This is a genomic window from Kordiimonas sp. (genome assembly GCF_965216265.1).
Taxonomy (GTDB): domain Bacteria; phylum Pseudomonadota; class Alphaproteobacteria; order Sphingomonadales; family Kordiimonadaceae; genus Kordiimonas.
In genome coordinates, this window is sequence record NZ_OZ244153.1 from 817,741 (window position 1) to 838,878 (window position 21,138).

The following is a 21,138-nucleotide window of genomic DNA, read 5'->3' on the forward strand; positions in this document are numbered from 1 at the left end:
TTGCATGAACACAGCCCTTGCGGTACGCCCGCCTTATACCCAAGTATGGGAAAGGCACACAAGCCCCTCTCTTGCAAAAGATTGGGATTTTCCAGTGCCAAATGATGGGGGATGTATGGCCGACACAACGTTTCAAAATGGTGCGCTGGAAGGGCGAGATTTGCCGGAAGCTGGCGAGATCAAGTTCCGCCCCATTGATCCGAACCACACCAACATCCTGATGATCGGTTTCGGCCTGTCATGGCTTGCCCTGACAACAGCATGGATTACGCTAAACCTCATTGGCACGATCGAGAGTTCGCTGTTTACTGGATATAGCTACCTTATTCTGCCAATCATTCCCGTGCCGTTCATTGTTGTTCTGTGCCACATCTATACAAATGGGTGTGGTTATGCTCTGCGGGAACACGACGTGCACTATAAGCACGGCATTATATGGCGTAACGAAGCTTCCTTGCCCTTTAATCGCATACAGCATGTTGAGGTGGAGCGCGGCCCACTTGAACGGCTCTTTGGCCTTTCAACGCTCAAGTTTTTCGCAGCTGGTGGCGGAAGCGCAGACCTCCGCATTCCCTCACTACCCGAGGCGGAGGCCGCGAAACTGAGAGCCTTTGTACTTGAAAAAGCCGGCGCGGACCATGACGATGCATGAGGCTGGCTTGACTGAAGAAGCTGAGATCTCGAACGTTCAGACTTGGCAACGCCTGGCACCAACCGCGATTATCTATTTCATTCTCAAATTCATCGTCACCTTCATGAAACAAGGTGTTCAAAATGTTGCGGTATTCGGCGGTATTTTTGTCGCGGCAGGAGACAATCGTTCCACGGTTATCTTTTATGTCGTTGCAGGTGCGGTAGCGCTTCTCATCGCAGCTTCAATATTGAGCTACTTAAACTTCCGTTTCCGGATCAACAAAAACGCCTTCCTCATCCAGAAGGGAGTGATCCAGAAAAAGCGTCTAACCCTATCGTTTGACCGCATACAGAATATTGCCATCAAAGAGCCAGTTTACTTCAAGCCCTTTGGCCTTGTGATCATGGCGCTGGAGAGCGCAGGCTCAGCACAGGAAGAAGTGAGCCTCGCGGGTGTCCCAAAATCACTGGCGCTAGACCTGCGCAAAACGGTTCTGGACGCCCCAACACCTGCGGCAGCTAATCCTGCATCTGAAGAAGAAAGCCAAGAATCTGCCATGCCCTTCATTCACCAAAATAATGGAGAACTGGCACGTTACGGGCTATCCAACAATAATATCTGGGTGTTTGCAGGGCTTGCCGCTGGTGCGATCAGCCAGATTGATGACAGCAACTATCTGCGCGTATTTGACTGGATAAGCATCCCCGGGCAATACATCAGCACGGATAATCCTTTTATGCTGGCGGCATTTTCGTTGGCTGGCATTCTCGCTGTAGTATCACTTCTTCTACTCGTGTCAGTCATCGGCGCGATTGTTATCTACCACGACTATCAACTCAGCCATACGCAGGGACGTTTCCTGCGTATCAAGGGGCTATTTGAACGGTCTGAAACCAGCTTGTCTGAAAGCAAGATACAGATGTTACAGGTCAGCCAAACCTGGCCCGCCAAATTGCTGAACCGCAGCCACCTGACATTGAAACAAATCAGTTTCAGTAGTGCTGAGCAGCCTGAGATGGGCAAGAAGAGTAGCAAATTTATAATTCCCAGCCTCACGGATGACCAGGTGAGTGGGCTAGTTGCAAAACTATACCCAGACCTGCCCTGGAATAGCGTTATTTTCCAACCAATAAACAAACTATACCTTCGCAAGCTTCTTTTGGTGGATTATGGCCTGCCTGCGGCTGCGATAGCGATCCTGCTTAGTCAGCTCATCAACGCCTGGTGGCTTTTGTTTTCTCTTGCGCCAATCCTAATCCTGCCTCTGATGCTATTACACTACCAAAAGCAAGGTTTCTGGAGCGACGGGCGCTTCGGTGTTGTTCGAACCGGTGTGGTTGGCCACAAATATATGATTTTCCCCTTTCACAAGGTTCAGAGCGTCGAGATAAAGCGCACGCCCGGCCAACGGCGGCAGAACCTCTCATCTGTGGTTATCAAGCTTGCGGGCCATACGGTAAAGATACCCTATATCACAGCGCATGAAGCCGCCGCATGGCGCGACCATATCCTTTTTAAAATCGAGAGCGACACTACCCCCTGGATATAGAAAAATACAAAGGGCGGCCAAAAGACCGCCCCTCGACGACTATCGATTTTATCATCTAGGCTGTGAGTTGGTCCCTGATCGGCAAACGGCGAATACGCTTGCCTGTTGCCGCGAAAATGGCGTTTGTCAGCGCGGGCGCAAACGGCGGCACACCGGGCTCACCCACGCCGCCAGGAACGTGATCATTATCCATGATCGCGACCTCAACATGTGGTGCTTCTTCGATGCGACAAACAGGGTATCCGTCAAAGTTACTTTGCACAATCTGGCCGTTTTCAGCTGTGATCTCACCATGAAGCGCCAATGATAACCCGAAGACCGCCGCACCTTCCATTTGCGCATTAACTCGATCCGGATTCACCGCCAGACCACAATCTACCGCCATCCATGTGCGTGGCACAGTCATGGTACCATCGTCGCTTACGTTCACTTCAACCACTGTGGCGATATAGCTCACGAAGCTACGGTGAACGGAGATACCAAGACCACTGCCTTCAGGCATGTCTTTGCCGAAACCAGACATTTCAACAACCTTATCCAGCACCGCTTTAAGCCGTGCAGTGTCAAGTGGATGACGCTCAAGCGTTTCACCGTAGTTGAAATAGTCCGCCCCATCGTCTTTGGGGTTGATACTGCGGTCACTACCAATCAACTCACGCCACATATCAGCGGTATTCTTGCCGCTGGCATGTGCAAGCTCGTCAACAAAGGATCCTATCGCAAAGGCATGTTGAATATTGGTCACAGACCGCATCCAGCCGATACGAACATGGCCCTTCACCTTACCTGCGTCGATCTGAAGGTTTGGTGTTTCAAACGGCATGTCGAGAAGCCCGAGGCCCATCTCGAGCGCAACCGGGCTATCCGTTGCCGGGTTGAATATCTCGAAAATGGAAGGGAAAGCGGTTTTGTGCTTCCAGGCAATCACCTGGCCGTCCGCATCCAAACCGCCCTTCACACGCTGAGCTGAGATCGTGTGATAGTAGCTGTGCTGCATATCATCTTCACGGCTCCAGACCATCTTCACAGGCTTGCCTGCGTGCTTGGCAAGAATAGCTGCTTCAGCAGCAAAATCCGGCTTGGATTTACGGCCAAACGCACCACCAAGAAGTGTGGCTTCCACATGAATATCTTCAGGTTTCATGTTCACATAAGGCGCAACCGTCTGCTGAACAGACTGCGGGTCCTGACAACAAACCCACATCATCAACTTGTCACCCTGCCATTCTGCTGTCGCGGCAGGTGGCTCCATCGGAGCGTGATGCAGGTGCGGCACAAAATAGTCCGCCTCTATCACTGTATCTGCAGAAGCGAGCGCTGCTTCAACATCGCCCCGCTTCAGGTGGTTTACATCTTCACCGTCAATCGACTGCCAGAGCGCTTTTTCATACTCTGTGGTGTCATAGCCGCCGTTTTCACCCGCCTCAAACTCGGCGTTCAGAGCTTCAAGCCCTTTTTTCGCCGCCCAGGTATTGGTGGCCAACACGGCTACACCACCAAGCGGCTTGAACATATAGGGTTTATCAACGGCGGGGAATTCAACTACGTCAACAACACCCGCCACAGCCATGGCAGCATCTTTGTCATATCCAGTGAGCTTACCACCTACCACCGGTGGGCGCATCGCGGCAGCATAAATCATGCCCTCACGCCGGACGTCTTGCCCGAACTGGCTTGAGCCGGTTACAAAATCTTTCATATAGATGTTGCGGACAGGCTTACCGACAAAGCGGCGCGCGTCTTTGGCTTTATAGGTCACTGCATTCGCATCCGGCACCGGCAGCGCCGCTGCGTCAGTCACAAACTCACTAAAGTCTGCTGATTGACCAGAAATTTTGTTATGAATGCGATGTTCTTTTGCCGCCACATCTGATGCTGCGACGCCCCAACGTGCGGCAGCAGCCTGCTCGAGCATCATGCGAGCGGCCGCACCCGCATGCCGGAAGGCATCATAGAATTTGCGAATAGAGGTGGAACCATCGGTGTTCTGATCGCCAAATTTCTGGTCACCAAAAGCAGCAACAAAATTGATACGGTCCCAGTCAGCGTCCAACTCGTCAGCAATGATCTGTGGCAAACCTGTACGGCTTCCCTGCCCCATTTCCACACGGTGAATAAAGATATTCACTGTTCCATCTTCTGAGATGGAGAGATAGTTCGTTGCCGCAAGCTTACCCGCAGCTTTATTGATTTCGGCCATCAACCCCTTGGAAACAAGAGGGGCTGTAAGGACCAGTCCGCCTGCAATGCCCGCCCCCTTGAGCACACCACGTCTTGATACATTCTCAATTGTGAAGGTCATAGCGCACCTCCCTTCACCTTACCGTCAGCGACATCGCGGATCGCCTTCTTGATGCGCTGGTAGGTACCACACCGACAAATATTGCCTGACATCGCCAGATCAATGTCCTCGTCGGTCGGGTTTGGTGTTTCAGCAAGAAGTGAAACGGCCTGCATAATCTGACCAGATTGGCAGTAACCACACTGTGGTACATTATTCTCCGCCCACGCCACCTGAAGCGCGTGGTAGGTATCGCCGTTCGCAAGCCCTTCGATGGTCGTGATGTTGGTGCCATCAACGTCATCCATCCAGGTCTGGCAAGAACGAACAGCCATACCGTCAACATGCACAGTGCATGCTCCGCAAAGGCCCGCGCCACAACCAAACTTGGTGCCCGTCATGCCTTGCAGGTCGCGCAAAAACCACAGTAGAGGCATCTCGCCGTCACCTTCATAGGAAACAGCTTTGCCATTAATCTTGAATTCCATGAAACTTCCCCTCACTTGTCCTGACAGTGAGGGAACACTATACTGTCAATAAGGCAGGTGTCGAAACAACTTCTGTTTACCAGATACTTCGATAGTGTTGCCTAATCCTACGGCTGGGGACGAGAGAACACCCATTCTGTGGCTGTTGATGCAGCTTCATCATATTGGTAGCCCTCACGATCAAACGTCTTGAGTGCATTCACGTCATTTATGCGGCCATCAACGATATAACGCGTCATCATGCCTCGCGCCTTTTTTGCAAGGAATGAAATGACCCGGGCGTGACCATCTTTCACTTCCTTGAAAACCGGTGTTATCACCCGCGCCTTCAGCGCTTTTTGCTGAACCGCTTTGAAATACTCGCCCGACGCCAAGTTCACCAGAACAGGGTCTTCATCGTCCGCAAAGTCCTCGTTCAGCGCTTTCGAGATGCGATTGCCCCAAAAAGTGTAAAGGTCCTTTCCGCGCCGGGTAACAAACTTGGTCCCCATCTCAAGCCGGTAGGCTTGCATAAGGTCCAGCGGGCGCAAAAGCCCATAGAGGCCGGATAGAATGCGGATGCGCTCGTTGGCATAGTTGCGGTCTTCGTTCGACATGGTCGGCGCATCCATCCCGATATAAACATCGCCTTTAAAAGCGTCGATTGCAGGTCTTGCATTCGCAGATGTGAAGGGAGTTTCGAATGCCTTGAAGCGAGCAACATTCAACTCCGCCAAAGCATCAGAGATTCCCATCATCGCCTTGAGGTCTGCGGCACGAAGGCGTTTTGCTTTTTTTGCCAGCATTTCTGTCTGATCAAGCATACGTGGCACATCGTTTGAAATCGCGAAATTTTCGCTTTCATAGTCCAGCTTTTTTGCAGGCGATATAACTACAAGCATTTCCACTCCCTCAAAACTTTCCTGACACCAACATTAGCTAGCCGCCGCTTTTTGGCGCGCCAGGATACCCCACATGATCGTAACCCCGGCAGCGATGGTTAGCATAACGAATGCTGACTGATTGACAATCCGCCATCCAAACTGATCAAGAATAACTCCGGCGGACAGCGAGGCTACCGCCGTCGTGCCAAAGACCAAGAATTCATTCAAGCCCTGAACACGGCCCTTTTCTGCATCTGTATGAACGCGGGTCAAGAGCGTTGTGCCGCCAACAAAACAAAGGTTCCAACCTATACCTAGCGCCACCAAAGAGATGGAGAACTGGGCAATCTCCACACCCGAAAGGGCCGTGATAAACGCGATCGCAAAAAATGCATGCCCAGCCAGAAGCACTGGCAAAACGCCAAACCGTTGAATGAGTGCTCCGCTAAACAGGCTGGGCAGAAACATGGCGATAACATGCCCCTGAATAACATCGAGGCTCTGATCCAGAAGGCCACAAACCTTCATTGCAAGCGGTGTTGCGGTCATCACAAAGCTCATCATCGCGTAGCCAAGCGCGCCATTAAGCACCGCGACGATAAAAGCAGGGTCTCTACATATTACTTTGAGCGGGCGCCCCGTGCCTTCACCGCTCGTCTTTTCCTCCGTTTCCAGAGGTTTATCTAGCGGGCGAAGCAAAGCGGTAGGAATGAGAACGATAGCTGCCATAACGCCTGTAAAAATAAACACCCCCATCATGTTCACAGGCAGGAAAGCTTCGTTGAACATGCGGGTCAGGCTTGGTGTTATAAGCGCCCCCAAAAGCCCACCAATAAGCACAAGCGAGATTGCCCGCGGCGCTTTGGACGGATGAACACTTTCAGCGGCTGCAAACCGGAAATATTGTGCACTAGCCTGAAAAGGCCCAAACGCGGCCGTTCCAAGACAGAGCGCGAGAAAGTTGCCTGAATAGACACTATAGGCCGCGATCATTGCCCCTGCCAGGCCAGACACCGCCCCAACGCGAAAACCAAAACGCCGGGACGTACGCTGCATCAGAATAGACATTGGCCCCGTAGACAACGCAGTCGCCAAAATCGTGAGAGATACAGGGAGGGTTGATAACGCCTTGTCTACAGCAAGGGCCTGCCCCGCAAGGCCCGCGTATGTCACAACAGTCATGCTGCAGGCCAGGTAACATGCCTGAGCAATCATCAGCACGATGACATTGCGATGGGTCTGCCAGAAGCTGTTTGCGTCTTTCCGCTGATCGCCGGGGGCACCTGACATACATGTTTCCTTCCAAAGAACCGCCGCCACAAAAGCACTGCAGGAATGATTAATCAAGCGCCATGCTTGCACAGTTTGGTTATTCGCTTGCAATTTCCGCCTTCCCGCTTCAGCCCTCAGAAAATTGCATTTCAATTAATGGAAACCATTCCAAAATCCGGTTGCGGATGCGTCTTTTTCAAGGCACAAGAGCGCAAAAGATAATCCATCACCATGGATAAGAAAAACTTCATAAGGATGCCCCAATGACCGCAAGCCGGAAAGACTACCGCAAGAAAATGATTGGCAATCATCGCCTTAGCCCTGAAACACAAATGATGGGATATGGTTATGACCCGGCATTATCGGAAGGTGCGCTCAAGCCCCCTGTGTTCATGACCTCAACATTTGTGTTTGAAAGTGCCAAGCACGGTAAAGAGTTTTTTGAGCTGGCTTACGGCAAACGACAAGCAGCAGAAGGCGAAGAGCCCGGCCTCATCTATTCCCGCATCAATAACCCAGACCTTGAGGTTCTTGAAGACCGCTTGGCGCTTTGGGAAGATGCAGAAAAAGGGCTGACATTCTCGAGCGGAATGGCTGCGATTTCAACTTGCCTGTGGGCTTACCTGCGCCCCGGTGATGTGATCGTCTACTCAGCCCCCATCTATGGCGGCACGGAGTTTCTTATCAGGAATATCCTGCCCGAGTTTGGCATAAAATCTGTCGAATTTACCGCAGGCGGTGACAAACCAACGCTCGCACCTGCGCTAGAGGCCGCGAAAAAACTCGGCCGTGTTGCAGTGATTTATACCGAAACCCCCGCCAACCCTACCAATGGCCTGATCGACCTGCATGCATGCCGTGATCAGGCCGATGCTCTTGGCGCCGAAACCGGCCATCGCCCTGTGATCATGACAGACAACACGTTCCTCGGGCCAGTGTGGCAAAAGCCGCTTGAGCATGGCGCCGATATTGTCATTTATTCACTGACCAAATATGTGGCGGGCCATTCTGACGTTGTTGCTGGTGCGGCTGTTGGCAATATGGAAAAAATGACACCTGTCATGGGTTTCCGGACCATCCTCGGCACCATGTGTGACCCTCACACTGGCTGGTTGATCATGCGCTCATTGGAAACCCTCAAGCTCCGCATGACTGCAGCGGCAGATAACGCCAAGAAAATTGCGAAGTTTTTGCGCGAGCACCCCAAAGTGAAACAAGTGCACTACCTTGGCTTCCTGACCGAAGACGAGCCAGCCTACCGCATCTTCAAGGAACAATGCGCAGGCGCCGCTGGCTCTACTTTCGCGTTCGACATTGACGGTGACGAAGCTGCGGCCTTCCGGGTGCTAGACGCGCTACAGATTATCAAACTTGCAGTAAGCCTTGGTGGAACAGAAAGCCTGATGGAACACCCCTTCGCCATGACACATGCCGACGTACCGGATGACGTAAAACGCCGCCTTGGCATCTCAGAATCGATGCTTCGGATTTCCGTTGGTGTCGAGAATGCAGATGACCTGATCGCTGACCTTACCCAAGCGCTCGACGCTGTCTAACAAATCAAGCCCGGCTGAACCAAGCTTTAGTCGGGCTTACTGGCCCTCCACCTCATCGCGATAGGTTGTGCAGTCCCCAATATGGGGCACATCTATGCCGTGGATAATGCGCCAGCCCTCACTCGTTAGTGCCAGCGAAAACTGGTTCACGCCACACCCCACAAGCTCGCCCTTATAGTGGATGACAAAAGGTGCCGCAACTGTCGCAAGCCCCGCAACTGAGCTGAAAGTTTCCAGATTGAAAATCTGCTCATCCGCATCGCCAGGCGACTGTGCATCGATCCACGCTGTCCATTTCTCAAAACTGCCCGCCTTGATACTACCGTCCGCCTGCAGCCGCTCAAGCGCAGCACCAGAATTCACGAGTGCACGTGCCGCAGCACCGTCACCAGCCCGCATAGCGTCAAAAAGCGCATGCACGACAGCCTCTGGTGTGTCATCTGAAGCCTGAACTGGCGAAAAGGTAAGGAGCACTGCACACAGCGCCATTCGTATTTTCACGATAGCCCCCCTACGGACAAAACCACGATCACGTGGCGTTCAAGACGCGCTCCGCAGGCATGAAGATAGTAAAGGTTGTCCCCTTATCCACTTCACTCTCCAGAATGATATCTCCGCCATGCATGTCAACAAACGCCTTGACGAGCGACAGACCAAGGCCCGTTCCTTCGTGGCTGCGGCTAAGCGCTGAGGCTGAGCGCATGAAAGGCGAGAAGACGAGGTCTTGCTCTTCACGCGGGATACCGATGCCTTTGTCGGCAATCTTGATCGCCATCCGTCCATCGTCTTCGATACTGGCGCTCAGGCTTACATTCCCACGCCCATCCGGGGTAAATTTCACGGCGTTCGAAAGCAGGTTCAATACGCTCTGCTTGATGCGGAGGCGGTCGCCGTTCACACGTGGCAAACTCTCAGGCACTTCCACCTCGATCCGCAGACCTTTCTGTGTTGCCTGACCGGAGACGAGCGCGTTGCTCTCATGGAAGAGTTTGACCATATCAACCTCTTCCTCTTCCATCTTAAACTGCCCTGCCTCAATTTTAGCGAGATCGAGCACCTCGCCCAGCACGTCCGAAAGATGTTCGCTAGAGGAACGAATATCCTGCAGATACTCACGATATTTTTTATGCCCAATGGGACCAAACATCTGGTCTGCCATAATGCTGGAGAAACCGATAATCGCGTTAAGAGGTGTTCTCAGCTCATGGCTTACGTTTGCAAGGAACACACTTTTCGCACGGTTTGCAGCTTCAGCCTGCTCTTTGGTGACGATAAGCTCAACAGATGTCTTTTTCGTGCGCTCAACTTCCTGCTCCAACTCCCACGAACGCTTCCGCAAAGCCTCCTCAGACGAAGAGAGCGCCTTGTTGGTGGAACGAAGGTTATCGAGCAGAACCTGAACCGCATCAAAAGACAGGTTGATCTGGCCCACGAGCAGCCCCAGTTCATCTTTCTTGTGGCGGCGATGAACACTGATACGCTGCTCACCGGGATGCTCGGGGTTAATGCTGGAAATTTTTTCAACGATCTGTGCGAGCGGTTTGGTCAGACCCTGGTGGAAAGCGAAATAAAGCAGCATCACCAAAAGAAGGTTGCGGACAAAACCCGACAGGAATGTGGTCACAGCACGCGAAAAGAACGGCTGCAGCCCAACTGCACGGTCAATCACAACGCGCAGGCTACCGGGGCGTTCAGCCATGGTATCCGGCAGCGCAAGCGGGAAATTATACGTTGCTGTATCGTTGATGAAATAGCGTGAGTAATTCACGCTAGCCGTGCCGAAAGAACTGGTATCCCGCTGGTTTCCAGCAAGCACAGAACCATGGTCGTCAAGAATAGCAGCCTCTGCCACATATTCATATTCCATTAGGCCGGAGACAACCTCTTGCGCTAGGTCACTATCGAGAATTAGCACCGCCCGCGTTGCGGCTTTTTCTGCCACCTGAAGGCTTTTGTTGACCTTCTGGGCCAGAATGCCGCCTTCTTCCAGATAATCGAGGTAAACTTGACCTGCAGAAAGGACGAGGCCAACCGCAAAAGCGATAATAACCGCCGTCCGCGCGAGCTTAAACGAGATCCTGTCAGACCAATGAAGCTGCAAAGATTATCCCCTCAACTAATCCAGCTTTACCTATATTGAGCATCCGAAGACTAAAAACTTCATTAACACTCGTAATAAATATCTTTGGCCCATCAAAAGTTGCAGGACCCGATCACCACTCTCCGGTATTTTTCATACTGGCCCAAGGCTCTTTTGCAGGCAAGGCTTCTCCATGCTGCAATAGTTCAATCGAAATATTATCCGGGCTACGCACAAAAGCCATCTTTCCGTCTCTCGGCGGCCTGTTGATGGTCACGCCAGCGTCCATAAGCCTTTGGCATATATCATAAATATCATCCACTAAATAAGCCAAGTGACCAAAATTTCGCCCGCCTGCATATTCTTCCGGATCCCAATTGTAGGTCAGCTCCACCTGAGCATCTTCATCACCGGGCGCCGCAAGGAACACAAGCGTGAACCGGCCAGCAGGCACATCCTTGCGGCCTACTTCTTTCAACCCAAGTTTATTGCAGTAAAAATCGAGGGATTCATCCAGGTCTCGAACCCGAACCATCGTATGTAAATATTTCATCTTGGTCCTGTGTCTGTTCAGTCTTGTAACGGTTTACGCAGCAAATACGTTGTTGAGAATGCGTTCAAGCCATTCCTTGTCCACATCATCGAAGGTGCCCTTCTCGGTAGAGTCGACGTCGAAAACTGCAATCAAGGTACCAGCTTGGTCAAAAACCGGCACAACAATCTCTGATTTGCTACGACTATCGCACGCAATATGGTTGGGGACAGCATGCACATCTGCAACCACCTGCGTCACTCGCTCTGCTGCTGCTGTACCGCAAACACCACGCCCGAATGGGATACGCAGGCAGCCAAGTGTGCCTTGATACGGCCCAACAACAAGCTCGTTCTCGCGTTGCGGATCAACAACATAAAATCCGGTCCAGAAATAACTATCCGGGAACGCGAGCGACAGTAAGCAACTGACCGTTGCCATCCGTGCGGTCTGGTCCGGCTCACCGTCCAATACAACGTCAATCTGTGCCGCTACTTCTGCATAAATATCGCTTTTACTCATTCACATTTCCTTTGCTACAAATGCAGACTTGAATATAGCCCCCCGATTACAGCTTTAAAGCGCCCTTTGTCCAGTGATGCGATCACATGATTGGCATGAGTGCTGGACACCAGTCTCAATCAGCGCAATTTTAGGAGAACGGGATTAAAGGTCAGGGAGACCCTCAATGCTCAAGAAACTACTGTCGGGCTTTGCTGCCATCATCATTATTGCTGGCCTTGGCTTATGGATCTGGTGGCCAGAAAACCTCGTTGCCAAGGGACCGTTTCTTGATTTCCTCACCGGAAAGCAAGTTGAAGCGCCAAAACCCGATGACCTGAAAAACCGGTTCAAACTACCCAACGGTTTTACCATTGGTATATTTGCGAGAGACGTCCCGCATGCCCGCATGATGCGCGTAACAGACGCAGGCGATATTGTGGTCACCAGCATGCGAGAAGGAAATGTAATCCTCCTTCACAAGGACGAAGACGGTGACGGCGTATCGGATGGGCGGACGACACTATTCAGCGACATGAACGTCCCACACGGCCTGGCACTTTCCAATGGCTATATCTATGTCGCTGAAACGGACCGCATTTCCCGTGCGCCTTATAACGCTACCGAGCGCAAAGCCGGCCCGCTTGAGGTTATCTTCCGCGGCCTACCCCCCGGCGGCAATCACCGCACCCGGACAATAGATTTTGGCCCGGACGGCAAGCTCTATGTATCCACCGGTTCAAGCTGCAATGTCTGTATTGAAGACCATCCATACCGGGCCACCATGGTACGCATGGAAGCAGATGGAAGCGGCGCCAACGTCTTTGCCACAGGCCTAAGGAACACCGTTGGGTTTGACTGGCACCCTATAACTGGCAAGCTATACGGCACTGATAATGGACGCGACCTGCTGGGCGACGACACACCAAATTGCGAACTGAACCTTATTGAAGACGGTGCCGACTACGGCTGGCCATATGCCTATGATGACAAGGTTTCAGACCCGGACTTTGGCAACGACAATCAAGACCGGGTTGAAGCCTCCCGCGCCCCTGTACACGGATTTGGAGCGCACCGGGCACCACTTGGTATGCGGTTCCTGTCTGGCACAAAATCTCCACGCGGGTTTGAAAACGCTGCTCTCGTGGCATTGCACGGCTCTTGGAACAGCAGCAAGCTCGTTGGGTACAAGGTTGTTACCTTGCATTTTGGTTCTGATGGGTCTGTCACCGAACAAGATTTCCTCACCGGGTTTGAGCAGAATGAGGACGTGATCGGACGCCCCGTCGATATCGCTCAGGGCCCGGATGGTGCCATCTATATCTCTGACGACTATACTGGTGTCATCTACCGCGTGGGTTGGGGCGAGATTGCTGTCGGAACATCCGCACAGGCAGCGGAAACGCCTTCATCCGCGCCGTTTTCTGACGTGTCCGCCGACGCTCGCGCCGCATTGATTGAGGACGGACGGTCCCTTTTCCGGGAGAATGGGTGTGCAGCTTGCCATATGCAGGCTGACGCACCGGAGGGTGTACAGGTCAAGGAGCTTAAAAACCTGAAGGCTCGCTACGATGCAGCAGGCATTGTACAGCTCATCAACACGCCGCCCGGCCCAATGCCCACATATGACCATCTGAGCCCGAGCGATAGAGAAGCGCTTGCCGCCTATCTATTGCTATCGCTTGATTAGCAATAAGCTACGAGAGGCATAAAGTTGCCCCTATCCCAAACACCCACTAATAAGCTGTTAGAGCCAACCAATTGAGCCAAAAGGTGAAACCGTGCCCCAGCCAAGCCTAAGTGACGAACTTTCCGCCCTGGACGAATATGCGACCAAAGCAATGGCTGAACGTGCACGCCAAACACCCGGCACCATCAACCTCGCATTTGGCGAACCGGCCTTTGGCCCACCTGCAACCAGCAAAGCAGCCATCGAGGCCAACGACCTCAATTGGGACGCTTTTATTGCTTCCAGCAAGCGGTATGAGAAAAACCGCGGTATGCTGGAACTGAGAGAAAGCATCGCATCATACTATTGGCGACGCCACGGCATGAAGATTGACCCGGAAAGCGAGGTCCTGATCACACATGGTGGTGTGGAAGCGATCACACTCGCAATCCTTGCGACAACAAACCAAAACGGCGCCGTCGCGGTGACAGACCCCAGCTATATGCTTTACAGTCGTGCAATTAAGGCGCTCGGCCGCACACTTAGAGTGTTGCCCCGCTATGCGGCCACAGATGAATACGTAAACGCATTGCCTGCAGCAGGCGATGTACTTAACGGCGTATCAGCGCTTATTGTCAATTCACCGGAAAACCCTTCAGGATACGTTCTAAGCGATGAGGACCTGAGCGCCATTGCGGAAGCCTCACATAAGCATGGCTGCTGGATCATTCACGATGAGGTGTATGACAGCATGGCGTTTGGGCGAAAACACCAACCTGCACGGCAATGGTCTGGGCTCGAAGACCGCACCTTGATGATCAACAGTTTTTCAAAAAAATATGGCGTTCCCGGGCTCAGGACAGGTTGGCTTTGTGGCCCAGCCGAAGCCATAGATTTGGCGGCTAAACTGCATGACTTCATCTACCTTGGTGTCAACATCCTTTCTGAGCGTATAGGCATGCGCATGTTATCAGATGCAAGCGCTGACCCGTGGATGGATGATATGAGCCATATGTTGGGCAATCGTGCGCAACAGCTAATGGCAGCGCTGCCCGAAGTAAAAGGATTTAGCTGGCCTCGGAAACCTATGGGAGCAATGTTCGCTTTCCCCAATGTCGCAAATTTCGCAAAAAAGATACCAGATCATTTTGCGGAAGAAGGCAAAGGCTCTGGCCACAAAGTTTCAAACTATCTGATGGATGAACACCGCCTCGCCACCATCCCCGGCGGTGTTTACGGGCCCGAAAGCAAGGATCATGTGCGCATGATTTTATGCTGTGAGCAGTCCACTTTTGACCGGGCACTTGGCGTTTTTAGTCGCCTCCCTTGAACGTCGGCTCTGCACGCTTCCTAACCATGGCTTCAAAGGCGTTTGAGATACGCTGAAGGGGGATCGTCATGTACGAAAACGTCTTGGCGTGCGTAAAGCTATGCCGCATGGCAGGGTTCAATTCAAAAATCAGGATCGTACCGTCCGCCAGCAAGGTGAAATCAACACCAAAGAAATCCAGCCCAATGAGTTCATGAAGCGCCTGCAAACGGTTATAGTTCTCTTCACCAATCACAGATTTGGGTTCAGCGAGGAATTGTTGTTCTTTCTCCAGCATCCAGGGATGCGAAGCCATAAAGGTCTTACGGTTGCTGCCGTGAACATTCCAGACCTCGTCAATATGATGCACGACCGGATACATAACCCCATCGATGTAGAAGAAGCGCATTTTGGTGTAATGCCCTTCTTCTGACGCGTTCTCGATAAATTCAATCGCGTAGAAACTATCACCTTCACTTTGATTGAAATACCGGGCCAACTCATCCCGGTCATGCACGAGCTCAGTAGATACAGCCGTATGCGTGCCGGTTTCGCGCACGATAAGAGGATAGCTATAGCCCATATCTTCAACATGGATGGCCAATGATTGCTCATCACGCCCTTCGCGGGTAAAGCGCTGTGTTTTCGCGAACCGAATACCATCAATCTTATTCAGGCGTTCATAATTGCGGTCTCGTGTTGTCTCGATCACCCGGTCTGGCCGGTTGATGATCGGTACGTTTGGCGTACGATCCATAAACGCCTGAATGGTGCGAAGCGACGCCATTTCAACATCCGGGTCTGCCACTGTGTTGACAATCAGGTCGCACGGGGTTGGGACCGTGTAGGTATCTAGGTTGCCGTTTGAAACCGTAAAATGATGGATATTGAATTTTGCTTTGTCCAGAAGGTAGCGCAGCATGAAATGCCCGCCCCGGCGGAACTTCTGGAAGCTGCCATCCCCGTTGGATGCAAGTTTGTACCTAGTACCATCATACCCATACAGGCACATCAACGTAGGCGCGTTTGACGGATTCTGCGCTGCGGCTTTCAACTTCATCGGCTTGCGGGCGTAGAAGTCCTGCATCACCTTTAATGCCGCGCCCTCCCCTTCCAACCTTTCAAGAACAGCAGCCAATGACGCGTGGACACGGTGGTGCTCCGGGTAGCGTGCTGCAGCTGCCTCCAGCGTCGTTTTAGCATCTTCAAACTGTCCGCTGCCCATCAACGCATAACCGCGCTGCAGCAGTGAGTGTTTATCTCCCTGCCCCAAGGCATCGGACACCGTCTGGCCAGAGAGCCTTGCCGCAAACTTATACAGCACGGCGGCGCCGCGGCCTTCCTCTGTGCGCACAAGCAGGTCAGCCTGCCGCATCATAAGAGACTTCAATAGGTCCCGCGCCACACCTGGCGCCACAGGTTTTCCTTTGGATGCCACACCCAACTCTGCTGCCAGCGCCGCAATCTCATAATCAAGTGCGGTAGGCTTGTTCTTTTTCTTGAAAAATTTCCCAAACACCGGCGTCCCTCAACCCCTTGAATTCAATATGATCTTGATATCAGCTTCATGGCTCTCGCGCTAGAGCCACTCATATTGAACAACAAACGATCCACTTTTTGCTTGTAACCCATATGTTCCATATGTACCCTTAGCATACACGGTACATATGGAACAACAAAACAAAGACAGCGAGAAATGGAAATCAAGGTCGACATAGACAGCCCGGAACCCTTGTTTGCCCAGTTGATTGAGCAAATCAAGGATGCGGTTAAGGACGGGTATCTTAAACCCGGCGACGCCTTGCCCTCAATCCGCCAACTGGCAAACGATCTGGAACTGAACAATAAAACCGTCGCCAAAGCCTATAGGCTGCTAGAGCGCGACAGTGTCATTCAAACCAAGGGGTATCGAGGCACATTCATTCACCCGGCAGCGCTTGAGAACAGCAAGACAGACATGAGCGCATGGGTCCTGGAGCAGATAACTGCCACAGTTACAGCCTGCAGGACCGAAGGAGCCACCGACAGTGAGATACGCATCGCCTTCGGGCATGCGATGCAAGCCCATGGTGGGGGGTAATGCAGCCTTACCGCCTGACCCTACATCTAATTCAATTAAACCAGATAATAGAGGGACATTGAAAATGCCCGAGTCAATGACAGCAACACTGATAGTTTTTTACACCGTCTTCCTGAGCCAGATTTATCTGATCTCGATCCACTATCCCCGTAAACTGGCAGCACGCATAAATTATGTACTGACCAACTTCCCACCAGCCGAGTATCCAAAGCTCTACCCGTCAGGCCAAAACACGCCTGAAGTGACGCGTTTCAAACTGGGCATATACAAAGTCTATAACACCTGCGTTGCCCTTATCGGCGCAGGGGTCCTCGTAGCGATGTTGGCTAATGGCTATCGGCCTTCGCCGAAGGGTGGCGACGAAATATTTGTGATGATCTACTTTATGATGCAGGTCATACCGCTCATCGTCATGTCCGTATCAGAAATGCGGCAATATAAACACATGCGTGCCACCTATAGCGCCAACACTCGCAAGGCTGATCTGAGCCCTCGGCGTCTGTTCGACTATATAGCCCCTGGCTACGTGGTAAGCGCAGTCATTCTGTATTTTCTCTGGCTGGCATTTTTCCTGATCGGGAATGATTTTGGCGCGGGCAATCCTGGCCAAGTCATAGCGGCCTCGTGCCTTATCACCGGCATGAACATTGCCTATATGGCGATTATAACCTTCTTTATCAGAGGCAAAAGGCTCGATCCATACAAGGGCTCGGCGGATCGCAATAAGCAAATCGAAGCGACCGTGAAGGGGCTGGTGCTTTCCAGCATTGGGGTCAGCATTTTCATGATGGCCACTCAGGCCGCCGACCAATACGCTCTTGAGACGTTCGACCCGGTGCTCGCGAGCTTTTACATGCAGCTCTGCATTATTTTTGGCATCGGGCTCACTATACGCACAGAGGATGTCAAGAAAATGGACTTTGAGGTCTACAAGGATGATGCTTCAAATCCAGTGAGCTAGGAAACTTGGCATGTGGCAGTGAGGTCAAATGCACCTTTCCCTAAGCTTCAAATAAAGAGCGCACTGACTTAGTCATATGCTGCAGCGGGTGTCCCAGAAACGCCCGCTGCTTTTTTTGGTATAGAGCCCCGGTCAAATCGCCGTTCTAACCCCAGCCTTTACTGTCCACCCCAGGTCCTCAGCACGCTGCGCGGCCAGTGCCGGGATATCTGTGGCAATGAAGTTCTTATGCAGTACCTGAACCCCAAGCATGTGGTTGATCATGGCATCCAGCTGTACCTTGCGCGCCCTCAATGTATCATCGCTTTGGGCTTCAACAATCAGTTGCTGCACGCCGAACCGATCAAGAAGGCCACTATCTAGGATAGCCTTATCACCAAGAAACTCCTGCGCGAGCTCCATCATTGATGACCATTTATCTTTGTTGGTGGTTGCCGGTGGTGCCATGAACGCAAACTTCTCACGCTCGTACAGCGTTTTCGGCAGCAGCCCCTTCATGGCCTCTTTCAGCACATATTTCTCTTTCCGGTCCTTGATCCGGTGCAGCGGCGGTATTTTAACGGCCGTCTCCGCAAGGTGGTGATCAAGGAATGCTGGGCGCGCTTCCATGGAATTAGCCATGTCTACGCGGTCACCGCCCCAAGTCAAAATCTGTCCTTCAAGCATGGTTTTAGACCAAACATATTGTGCGCGGTCCAGCGGATGCCTACCGTCGAGCTTGGTCCGGTCTAACTTCTCAGCAATTGCAAGGCCTGGCTTGTAGTTTTCAAGCAGGGCCTTACGGTCCTGATTGATGATCGTACGCGCTGTATCCTCACATGAGAGCCATGGTTGCAGGCAACTGGGGGTAAACCCAATACGGTCGGTCAGGTACATATCGTCATGCACTTCAGCTGACAACATGGCCCCTTTTACAAGCTTATTGCTTTCACCCAGCATCGCTTCCCAGCGCTGCCGCTCTGCTGCATCCATATCTTCAAGGCCGTGGAGGAACAGATCACGCCGGAAAGACGGGTACCCTGCGAACAGTTCATCGGACCCCTCACCCGTCACCACAACTTTATAGCCAGCATCTCGCACATGTTGGCTCATCAGGTATTTCGCAACAGCCAGTGTGTTATAGATGGTGCGCTCAGCGTGCCAGACGGTTTTCTCGAAATGCCCGTAAAGCTGGTTGCCGTCGAGGCGCAGAATGTCCTGATCAGCCCCGGTCGCAGCAGCCATTTCCTGCGCGATCGGCGTTTCATCGTATGCCGCGTCGGCAAAACCGATCGTAAAGGCTTTTACCGGTCCCTGCCGCATGGCGGCTGAAAGCCCCAGGATCGAACAACTATCAACACCGCCAGAAAGGTAACAGCCGACAGGCACGTCTGCCATCAAGCGCAGGCGCACTGCCTCCGTAAGTCCTTCGCGGACCGCCTCAATACTTTCGGCTTCGTCTTTTTCGCCCTTGTGAAAGTCCGCCTCTGGGAACTCGAAATCCCAGTAGGGACGATCTTCTATCTGATAGCCAAGCCCCTGTCTGCGGAAGGTCACCACATGGCCGGGCTTAACCTGATTAATGCCTTCATAAGCCGTGGTCCCAGGCACCATCACCTGCATCAACTGGTGCAGAAGTCCTTCATTATTGAAACGGCGCGGCACATCAGGATGTGCCATAACCACCTTGATTTCAGAACCAAACACCACACCTTCATCGTGCGCATAATAATAGAGCGGCTTGACACCAAACCTGTCCCGCACGAGATGAAGCGCGTCTTCTTCCGCATCATACAAAGCAAACGCAAATTCACCCCGTAGCCGACGAAGCGTTTCCTGCATGCCAAAGCGTGGCATCAGGTGCAGGATAATCTCGCTATCGCTTTTTGTCCGAAACCGATCTCCCCTACTGGTGAGATCAGTACGAATACGTTGGTAGTCATAGAACTCGCCGTTATGGGCAAGCAGTAGTTTTCCATCGGCACTGCGAAAAGGCTGACGCGCACGGTCTTCATCCAGATCAATGATCGAGAGGCGGGCGTGTGAAAAACCCACACCTTCGCCATCCACCACCTCTACCCCAAATCCGTCAGGGCCTCTGTGATGTTGGATCGCAGCCATATTGGCCAACAATTGAGGGTTAACGGGACGGTTGCGTTCGCGATAAAAAATTCCTGCTATGCCGCACATATTACTCTCTGCTTTCTACTTGATTAGGGGTGGGTGGCGCTGAATGTCTCGGGTATTCAAATCGGCGCCTATCCGCAATTCTTAGACGATATCCATCACCATCTCGGTGCGCTGAACCATGCAGGTTAGAAGCGCCATACGCATGAACACGGCCCCACGTGCCTGAGCGAAATACCAGTTGTGAGGTGTGCTATCGAGCGACCGACACAACTCTTCACCGCGCGCCAGAGGGTGCAGCACAATGGCTGAAGGTTTGAGCGGTGAGTTCGCATCCAATTTGAGCGTCTTACCCATGACCTCGAAGCTATCTTCGACCCAGGCAATCGCATTGATATAAACAACGTCTAGCTCTGGCAGCTCATCGTTAAGCGTCATGCTTTCACGAATATTGAGCCCTTCCCGCATAAGCCCATCACGCTGACCCGGCCCGTAAAGTTCCTCGTCGCTGCCATCGTGAATAACCACCACTTCCTCAACCATCGGCGCGAAGCGCGCCAGCAAGGTCAGGAAACTGCGCACCGTACGCATGCGTCTTGGCACACCCACAATGCCGATTCTGATTTTCTCAGTCGGCTCCTCGACCATCAGGGCCGGTTTCCACTTCATGATGGTATAAAGGTCAGCAAGTGCCTGGGTCGGGTGTTCATCAGTCCCATTCCCCGCGTTAATGATAGGAATACGAAGTGTATCCATCATTTCCATGACCGACTCTTCACGGCTGTCACGAAGTACCACACAGTCGCCGTAGTTGTTGAACATCTCCGCCACATCCGAAAGGCTCTCGCCCTTCGCGATACCAGTGGTGGAGCGGTCGGTAATCGACATGATATCCCCACCCAACCGGTGCCAGGCGCTTTCAAAACTCAACCGTGTGCGAGTGGAAGGTTCATAGAAAGCACTGATCAACAGTTTACCCGCAAGCGGTTTGATCGGCACTGAAAACCGTTCTGGGTTTGCCTCGAACTTGGCCGCGAGACGAAACAGCTGCATCAGCAGCGGTCGCTCAAACTGTGCAGCGCTCGCGATATGGCTATTGGAGAGCGCCTGCAAAAATTCATGCTCTTCCGTTACGGCCCGCAAGAGGTCTTTCGGGTGTGCGTCACCATACACGTCAGGGCGTGCGGGCTCAAACGTCGCTGCGCCATCAAAGATTGCTTTTTCTGCGCCTACCATAACGTTTTCTCCTTCACATCA

At 52.4% G+C, this 21,138-nt stretch carries 18 protein-coding genes; 7 read left to right on the forward strand and 11 right to left on the reverse strand.

Features of this window, described 5'->3' with window-relative positions:
• The first annotated feature begins 115 nt into the window (after positions 1–115).
• The gene (locus ACOOGA_RS03820) at positions 116–652 is read left to right on the forward strand and encodes a PH domain-containing protein (protein WP_420429486.1); all 537 of its coding nucleotides are present in this window, start codon (positions 116–118) and stop codon (positions 650–652) included.
• Positions 639–2,183, forward strand: a complete 1,545-nt coding sequence (locus ACOOGA_RS03825) for a PH domain-containing protein (protein WP_420429488.1) — start codon at positions 639–641, stop codon at positions 2,181–2,183. Before ACOOGA_RS03820 ends, ACOOGA_RS03825 begins: the two co-directional genes overlap by 14 nt.
• Before the next feature lie 55 nt (positions 2,184–2,238).
• Here ACOOGA_RS03825 and ACOOGA_RS03830 read toward each other — a convergent pair whose 3' ends face one another.
• From ACOOGA_RS03830 to ACOOGA_RS03845, 4 genes are all read right to left on the reverse strand, one after another.
• Positions 2,239–4,485 carry a molybdopterin cofactor-binding domain-containing protein gene (locus ACOOGA_RS03830; RefSeq protein WP_417460387.1) on the reverse strand — a complete coding sequence of 749 codons (2,247 nt, stop codon included), beginning with the start codon at positions 4,483–4,485 and terminating at the stop codon, positions 2,239–2,241.
• Positions 4,482–4,952, reverse strand: coding sequence for a (2Fe-2S)-binding protein (locus ACOOGA_RS03835; RefSeq protein WP_417460388.1), 471 nt, complete (start codon positions 4,950–4,952; stop codon positions 4,482–4,484). Before ACOOGA_RS03835 ends, ACOOGA_RS03830 begins: the two co-directional genes overlap by 4 nt.
• A gap of 107 nt (positions 4,953–5,059) precedes the next feature.
• The gene (gene yaaA, locus ACOOGA_RS03840; RefSeq protein WP_417460389.1) at positions 5,060–5,833 is read right to left on the reverse strand and encodes a peroxide stress protein YaaA; all 774 of its coding nucleotides are present in this window, start codon (positions 5,831–5,833) and stop codon (positions 5,060–5,062) included.
• Positions 5,834–5,866: 33 nt separating this feature from the next.
• Positions 5,867–7,105: an MFS transporter gene (locus ACOOGA_RS03845; protein WP_417460390.1), complete on the reverse strand. Its 1,239-nt coding sequence runs from the start codon at positions 7,103–7,105 to the stop codon at positions 5,867–5,869.
• Between the two features lie 245 nt (positions 7,106–7,350).
• Here ACOOGA_RS03845 and ACOOGA_RS03850 point away from each other — a divergent pair, with 245 nt between their 5' ends.
• Positions 7,351–8,643 carry a cystathionine gamma-synthase family protein gene (locus ACOOGA_RS03850; protein WP_417460391.1) on the forward strand — a complete coding sequence of 431 codons (1,293 nt, stop codon included), beginning with the start codon at positions 7,351–7,353 and terminating at the stop codon, positions 8,641–8,643.
• Positions 8,644–8,679: 36 nt separating this feature from the next.
• On the opposite strand, the gene ACOOGA_RS03855 is transcribed toward ACOOGA_RS03850, so the two are convergent.
• The 4 genes from ACOOGA_RS03855 to ACOOGA_RS03870 all read right to left on the reverse strand — a co-directional run bounded on the left by ACOOGA_RS03855 (position 8,680) and on the right by ACOOGA_RS03870 (position 11,777).
• A complete protein-coding gene (locus ACOOGA_RS03855; RefSeq protein WP_420429490.1) occupies positions 8,680–9,144 on the reverse strand; it encodes a hypothetical protein in 465 nt (154 codons plus the stop codon).
• Positions 9,145–9,172: 28 nt separating this feature from the next.
• Positions 9,173–10,744, reverse strand: a complete 1,572-nt coding sequence (locus tag ACOOGA_RS03860; RefSeq protein WP_417460393.1) for an ATP-binding protein — start codon at positions 10,742–10,744, stop codon at positions 9,173–9,175.
• A gap of 112 nt (positions 10,745–10,856) precedes the next feature.
• Entirely contained in the window at positions 10,857–11,276 is a 420-nt protein-coding gene (locus ACOOGA_RS03865) for a VOC family protein (protein WP_417460394.1), read from the reverse strand.
• Positions 11,277–11,309: 33 nt separating this feature from the next.
• Complete coding sequence (locus tag ACOOGA_RS03870) at positions 11,310–11,777, reverse strand: GAF domain-containing protein (RefSeq protein ID WP_417460395.1); 468 nt, start codon at positions 11,775–11,777, stop codon at positions 11,310–11,312.
• A 166-nt stretch (positions 11,778–11,943) separates the two neighbouring features.
• Between ACOOGA_RS03870 and ACOOGA_RS03875 the strand changes: the two genes are divergently transcribed.
• A complete protein-coding gene (locus ACOOGA_RS03875) occupies positions 11,944–13,446 on the forward strand; it encodes a PQQ-dependent sugar dehydrogenase (RefSeq protein ID WP_417460396.1) in 1,503 nt (500 codons plus the stop codon).
• Positions 13,447–13,537: 91 nt separating this feature from the next.
• Entirely contained in the window at positions 13,538–14,755 is a 1,218-nt protein-coding gene (locus tag ACOOGA_RS03880) for a pyridoxal phosphate-dependent aminotransferase (protein WP_417460397.1), read from the forward strand.
• Here ACOOGA_RS03880 and ACOOGA_RS03885 read toward each other — a convergent pair.
• The gene (locus ACOOGA_RS03885) at positions 14,739–16,253 is read right to left on the reverse strand and encodes a hypothetical protein (protein ID WP_417460398.1); all 1,515 of its coding nucleotides are present in this window, start codon (positions 16,251–16,253) and stop codon (positions 14,739–14,741) included. The genes ACOOGA_RS03880 and ACOOGA_RS03885 overlap by 17 nt on opposite strands.
• Before the next feature lie 177 nt (positions 16,254–16,430).
• On the opposite strand from ACOOGA_RS03885, the gene ACOOGA_RS03890 reads away from it, so the two are divergent.
• Both ACOOGA_RS03890 and ACOOGA_RS03895 read left to right on the forward strand, forming a co-directional pair.
• The gene (locus ACOOGA_RS03890; RefSeq protein ID WP_417460399.1) at positions 16,431–16,814 is read left to right on the forward strand and encodes a GntR family transcriptional regulator; all 384 of its coding nucleotides are present in this window, start codon (positions 16,431–16,433) and stop codon (positions 16,812–16,814) included.
• Positions 16,815–16,890: 76 nt separating this feature from the next.
• Positions 16,891–17,775, forward strand: a complete 885-nt coding sequence (locus ACOOGA_RS03895) for a hypothetical protein (RefSeq protein WP_420429492.1) — start codon at positions 16,891–16,893, stop codon at positions 17,773–17,775.
• Between the two features lie 132 nt (positions 17,776–17,907).
• Here ACOOGA_RS03895 and asnB read toward each other — a convergent pair whose 3' ends face one another.
• Both asnB and ACOOGA_RS03905 read right to left on the reverse strand, forming a co-directional pair.
• A complete protein-coding gene (gene asnB / locus ACOOGA_RS03900) occupies positions 17,908–19,944 on the reverse strand; it encodes an asparagine synthase (glutamine-hydrolyzing) (protein WP_417460401.1) in 2,037 nt (678 codons plus the stop codon).
• Between the two features lie 81 nt (positions 19,945–20,025).
• Positions 20,026–21,117 (reverse strand): aspartate/ornithine carbamoyltransferase family protein, encoded by a 1,092-nt coding sequence (locus ACOOGA_RS03905; protein ID WP_417460402.1) that lies wholly within the window; start codon positions 21,115–21,117, stop codon positions 20,026–20,028.
• Positions 21,118–21,138 lie beyond the last annotated feature (21 nt).